The following is a 5,825-nucleotide window of genomic DNA, read 5'->3' as shown; positions in this document are numbered from 1 at the left end:
ATTTCCGGCATCTGACGATAGAAGAAGGTCAACAGCAGCGTACGAATGTGCGAGCCGTCGACGTCCGCATCGGTCATGATGATGATGCTGTGATAACGCAGTTTGTCCGGGTTGTACTCATCGCGACCGATGCCGCAGCCCAGCGCGGTAATCAGCGTGGCCACTTCCTGAGAGGAGAGCATCTTGTCGAAGCGCGCCTTCTCAACGTTGAGGATTTTACCTTTCAGCGGCAGAATCGCCTGGTTCTTACGGTTACGCCCCTGCTTCGCAGAGCCGCCCGCAGAGTCCCCTTCCACGAGGTACAGTTCAGACAACGCCGGGTCGCGTTCCTGACAGTCTGCCAGTTTGCCCGGCAGGCCAGCGAGGTCCAGCGCGCCTTTACGGCGGGTCATTTCACGGGCTTTACGCGCCGCTTCACGCGCACGCGCCGCGTCGATAATTTTGCCTACGACGATTTTCGCGTCGGACGGATTTTCCAGCAGGTATTCGCTCAGCAGTTCGTTCATCTGCTGTTCTACCGCCGTTTTCACCTCGGAGGAGACCAGTTTATCTTTGGTCTGTGAGGAGAATTTCGGATCCGGCACCTTCACGGAAACGACGGCAATCAGACCTTCACGAGCATCGTCACCGGTGGCGCTGACTTTGGCTTTTTTGCTGTAGCCTTCTTTGTCCATGTAGGCGTTCAGGGTACGGGTCATCGCCGCACGGAAGCCTGCAAGGTGAGTACCGCCATCACGCTGCGGAATGTTGTTGGTGAAGCAGTAGATATTTTCCTGGAAGCCATCGTTCCACTGCAGCGCAACTTCAACGCCGATACCGTCTTTTTCGGTGGAGAAATAGAAGATATTCGGGTGAATTGGCGTTTTGTTCTTGTTGAGGTACTCAACGAACGCCTTGATGCCGCCTTCGTAGTGGAAATGGTCTTCTTTACCGTCACGCTTATCGCGCAGACGAATAGAAACGCCGGAGTTCAGGAACGACAGCTCGCGCAGACGTTTTGCCAGGATATCGTATTCGAACTCGACGACATTGGTGAAGGTTTCGTAGCTCGGCCAGAAACGTACCATGGTACCGGTTTTTTCGGTATCGCCGGTGACGGCCAGCGGTGCCTGCGGCACGCCGTGCGCGTAAATCTGACGGTGAATTTTGTTATCGCGCTGGATAACCAGTTCCAGTTTCTGGGACAGGGCGTTAACCACGGAAACGCCCACGCCGTGCAGACCGCCGGAGACTTTATAGGAGTTATCGTCGAACTTACCGCCTGCGTGCAGAACGGTCATGATGACTTCCGCAGCAGAAACGCCCTCTTCCGGGTGAATACCGGTTGGGATACCACGGCCGTCATCCTGTACGGATACGGAGTTATCGCTGTGGATGGTGACAACGATATCTTTGCAGTAACCAGCGAGCGCTTCGTCGATAGCGTTATCCACAACCTCAAATACCATGTGGTGCAGACCGGTGCCGTCATCCGTGTCGCCGATATACATACCCGGGCGCTTACGCACCGCATCCAGCCCTTTCAGGACTTTGATACTGGAGGAGTCATAAGAATTCGACATCAACGTTTCTCGCTCATTTCAACTTGGGTTAATCCGTTATTTTACCCTTTTCCACGGTAAACATCTTCGAATTTTCGTCCGACATGTCCATAACGTGTTCAGCGCTAATGGCGCTGACGAAAACCTGCGACTGCGTGGCTTTTAAGCGGCTGGCAAGCAGCCCGCGCCGCGCGTCGTCAAGTTCCGAGGCAAAATCATCTATCAGGTACAGGCAGCGTCGCCCGCTCTCGCGGGTGAGGAACTCCCCCTGCGCCAGGCGCAACGCACACATCAGGAGCTTGAGCTGCCCGCGCGACAACGTGTCTTCCACCGGCGCACCGTCGGCACGAATGCGGAAATCCGCCTTGTGCGGGCCGTGCGCGGTGTAGGTCAACATGCGGTCGCGCTCGAAGCTTCTCTCTAACACCTCGGCATAGTCCGTCTCTTTCTCCCAGCCGCGCTGGAAGGAGAAGGTGAGAGAGAACTCGGGTAAAAACTGTTTGCAGGTGTCGGCCATGTCTTCGGCAATACCTGCGCTGTATTCGGCACGCCAGTTGCTGATTTGTTCCGCAAGAGGGATTAACTCCATGTCCCACGGACGCAGCTGGGCGTAGCGCGTCACCTGGCGCAACGCGGCGTTACGCTGCTTGAGCAGACGCTTCAGGTTGCTCCAGGCGTTAAAGAAGCCGGCTTCGTTGTGAAAGCATCCCCAGTCGAGGAACGCTCTTCTGTATTTGGGGCCGCCGTTGAGTAAAGTAAACCCCTCGGGCGTGATCAGCTGCATCGGCATCAGCAGCGCCAGCTCGGCCACCTTGTGGCCGTCGGTACCGTCGATGCGCACCTTGCTGTCGCCCTGCTTGTCTTTGGTCAGGCCGATGGCGGTCTCCCGCTCCTCGCCCTGCAAACGCCCGTGCAGAACAAAAGATTCCTGCTCGTGGCGAATCACGCGACCAATCTGCAAACTGCGAAACGCCCGACCGTGGCCGAGCGTATAGATGGCTTCCAGCACGCTGGTTTTGCCGCTGCCGTTCGCGCCAACCAGGAAATTAAAGCCAGGGGATAAAGCGAGATCCGCGCTTTCGATGTTGCGAAAGTCGCGGATCAACAGACGGGTGAGCGACATTACAGTCTCATTGGCATGACAACATAGGCAGCCGACTGTGATGCGGCATCTTCAATCTGTACGCTCGAAACGGAGTCGGTCAGCAGGATGCGCACGTTCTCGCATTTCAGCGCGTTCAGCACATCCAGCACGTAGCTAACGTTGAAGCCGATTTCCATCTCAGCCCCGGCGTAGGTGACGTCCAGAATCTCTTCTGCCTCTTCCTGCTCCGGGTTGTTGGCGGTGATTTTGATCTGGTTTTCACTCACGTACAGGCGCACGCCGCGGAATTTCTCGTTGGAGAGGATCGCGGCACGGGCAAAGGCCTGCTTGAGGCTGTCGCAACCGGCTTCCAGCGTTTTGTCCGGGTTCTTCGGCAATACGCGGCGATAATCCGGGAAACGGCCGTCAACCAGCTTCGATGTGAAGACAAAATCGCCCACGTGAGCGCGGATGTTATTGCTGCCGATCTGCACGCGCAGCGGCGTGTCGCCGCCGTCGAGCATACGCATCAGCTCAATCACCCCTTTACGCGGCACGATCACCGAATGGTTTGGCAGCGAGTCGCCAATCGGCATGGAACAGACCGCCAGACGGTGGCCGTCGGTCGCCACGGTACGCAGCTCTTCACCTTCGGTTTCGAACAGCATGCCGTTTAAGTAGTAACGAACGTCCTGATGCGCCATGGAGAACTGGGTGGCTTCAATCAGACGCTTCATCGTCGCCTGCGGCAGGGTGAATTCCACTTCGCTCTGCCAGTCGTCCAGGTTCGGGAAGTCCGCTGCAGGCAGCGTGGAGAGCGAGAAACGGCTGCGGCCAGAGCGCACCAGCATACGGTCGCCTTCCAGCTGCACGGCGATTTCAGCACCTTCCGGCAGCCCGCGGCAGATATCAAAGAATTTACGTGCCGGAACCGTGGTCGCGCCCGCGTCGTGCGGCTGCGTCAGCGTAACGCGCGCGATCATTTCCATTTCCAGATCTGTACCGGTCAGCGACAGCGTACCGTCCGCGACCTGAAGCAGCAGGTTTCCGAGAATAGGCAGCGTTGGGCGGCCGCCTAATGGGCCACTCACCTGTTGCAGCGGTTTTAATAAATGTTCACGTTCAACGGTAAATTTCATAGCGTCACGATGATAATGTTCTGATTAGATTGGAAAAATCTTCTTTTATGTCGTGGCTTTCTTCGCGTAACTGCTCAATCTTGCGACAGGCGTGCAGCACGGTCGTATGGTCACGGCCACCAAACGCATCGCCGATTTCCGGCAGACTGTGGTTGGTTAACTCCTTTGCCAGCGCCATCGCCATCTGACGCGGGCGCGCCACCGAGCGGGAACGACGTTTAGACAGTAAATCTGCCACTTTGATCTTGTAGTACTCAGCCACCGTCTTTTGAATATTGTCGATAGTGACCAGTTTTTCCTGCAATGCCAGCAAATCACGCAGCGCTTCACGCACAAAATCGATGGTGATCGCACGACCGGTAAAGTTGGCATTGGCGATAACACGGTTCAGTGCCCCTTCCAGCTCACGCACGTTGGAGCGCAGACGCTTGGCAATGAAGAACGCCACTTCACCCGGCAGGCGAATGTCGTTTTCATCGGCTTTCTTCATCAGGATCGCGACGCGGGTTTCCAGCTCCGGTGGCTCGATCGCCACGGTCAGGCCCCAGCCGAAGCGGGATTTCAGACGATCTTCAACGCCGTTGATCTCTTTTGGATAACGATCCGAGGTCAAAATGATCTGCTGATTGCCTTCCAGCAGGGCATTGAAGGTGTGGAAAAATTCTTCCTGCGATCGTTCTTTATTGGCAAAGAACTGAATGTCATCGATCAGCAGCGCGTCAACGGAACGGTAGTAGCGTTTAAACTCTTCGATCGCATTGTTTTGCAGGGCTTTTACCATGTCCTGAACGAAGCGTTCGGAGTGCATATACACCACTTTGGCATTGGGCTTGCGCGCCATAATGCCGTTGCCCACCGCGTGCAGCAGGTGCGTTTTACCGAGACCCGTGCCGCCATACAGGAACAGCGGGTTGTAGGCCCCACCTGGGTTATCAGCAACCTGGCGAGCCGCCGCGCGCGCCAGCTGGTTCGACTTACCTTCAACGAAGTTATCGAACGTGTGTTTGACGTTTACGTTAGAGCGGTAGGTTGGCTCAGCCGGTGCAGGAACATTATCCCAACCCTGACGAGCAGGAGCGACGCGAGGAGCCGGCGCGGGTGCGGCCTGAGCAGGCGCAGCCACATTCACGGTTTCACGTACGGTTTGGGTGACCGGCTTTGTGCCCACTTCAAAGCGCAGCTGTGGGGCATCTGACCCGCAGAAATCGTTCAGCAGTCCATTGATGTTATTAAGGTACTTGTCCCTTACCCAATCGAGCACAAAACGGTTTGGCGCGTACAAAGCCAGCGTGTTATCGCTCAGTTCCGCCTGCAACGGGCGGATCCACATACTGAATTCTGTGGCTGGTAACTCATCCTGCAATCGGGCAAGACACTGCTGCCAAAGCGAAAGTGACACGGCGGACTCCACTCGAACAATAAAAGAAAACTATTGAATATTCATGATTGTTGGCGCACATCGGCATGACCCTGTGTAAAGGGGGACGTGCGAATTGCTATCTGCAATTTATCCTGACCAGGATCCTGGGATCCCGATCGGGACCGCGGATCATAGCCTAAACTGAGCCAGAGATCTTCTGTTTCTCACAGATTCTTCCCGATTTATCCACAGGAAGATCAGAAACCGGTTAAGTGTAAACGATCCTGGCGCGAGTGCCCCACGATTTAGCCCGCATATTGGAAAAATTAATGAGCACAGCCAATTTATTGCTTAAATGATCTAACGAAGATCCGGGACGATCCTTGCGCTTTATCGGTGAGCCCGTATAATCCTCGACCCGGCGCGTGATGCTCATCTTCCTGCGTCGTCCGTTGCTCATTTTCCACGCGAAAACGTGCGGAAATACGCGGGAAATAAGGAAAGAGAATTGACTCCGGAGTGTACAATTATTACAATCCGGCCTCTTTAATCACCCACGCTGAGGCGTTAGTCGTTCGAAACTCGTTCGGGTATACGCAAAAGTCAGTGAATTTATTCAAGTTTAGGTAGAAATCGCCATGAAACGCACTTTTCAACCGTCTGTACTGAAGCGCAACCGTTCTCACGGCTTCCGTGCTCGT

5 protein-coding genes are annotated in these 5,825 nt (G+C 55.3%); 1 reads left to right on the top strand and 4 read right to left on the bottom strand.

What is annotated here, in order from left to right; genetic code table 11:
* The 4 genes from RDN66_RS01475 to dnaA form a co-directional block, all read right to left on the bottom strand.
* The coding region (locus tag RDN66_RS01475; protein ID WP_308537477.1) for a DNA gyrase subunit B at positions 1-1,562 on the bottom strand (1,562 nt) is incomplete at its 3' end.
* A 28-nt stretch (positions 1,563-1,590) separates the two neighbouring features.
* A complete protein-coding gene (gene recF, locus RDN66_RS01470; RefSeq protein WP_008500169.1) occupies positions 1,591-2,664 on the bottom strand; it encodes a DNA replication/repair protein RecF in 1,074 nt (357 codons plus the stop codon).
* Positions 2,664-3,764, bottom strand: a complete 1,101-nt coding sequence (gene dnaN / locus RDN66_RS01465; protein WP_008500170.1) for a DNA polymerase III subunit beta — start codon at positions 3,762-3,764, stop codon at positions 2,664-2,666. The genes recF and dnaN overlap by 1 nt, the downstream gene beginning before the upstream one ends.
* A 4-nt stretch (positions 3,765-3,768) precedes the next feature.
* The gene (gene dnaA / locus RDN66_RS01460; RefSeq protein WP_010426558.1) at positions 3,769-5,163 is read right to left on the bottom strand and encodes a chromosomal replication initiator protein DnaA; all 1,395 of its coding nucleotides are present in this window, start codon (positions 5,161-5,163) and stop codon (positions 3,769-3,771) included.
* A 599-nt stretch (positions 5,164-5,762) separates the two neighbouring features.
* Here dnaA and rpmH point away from each other — a divergent pair.
* Positions 5,763-5,825 (top strand): 50S ribosomal protein L34 (rpmH, locus tag RDN66_RS01455; protein ID WP_190311359.1); only part of this gene is annotated, 63 nt, incomplete at its 3' end.

Origin of the sequence: uncultured Kluyvera sp. (genome assembly GCF_902485085.1) — a bacterium.
GTDB lineage: Bacteria > Pseudomonadota > Gammaproteobacteria > Enterobacterales > Enterobacteriaceae > Kluyvera > Kluyvera ascorbata.
Note: the sequence above shows the minus strand (reverse complement) of the source record. Positions and strands in the feature narration are given on the sequence as shown.

Excerpts from the sequence above, each read along its gene's own strand:
- recF (WP_008500169.1), bottom strand. The coding sequence starts at position 2,664 with ATGTCGCTCACCCGTCTGTTGATCCGCGACTTTCGCAACATCGAAAGC.
- dnaN (WP_008500170.1), bottom strand. The coding sequence starts at position 3,764 with ATGAAATTTACCGTTGAACGTGAACATTTATTAAAACCGCTGCAACAG.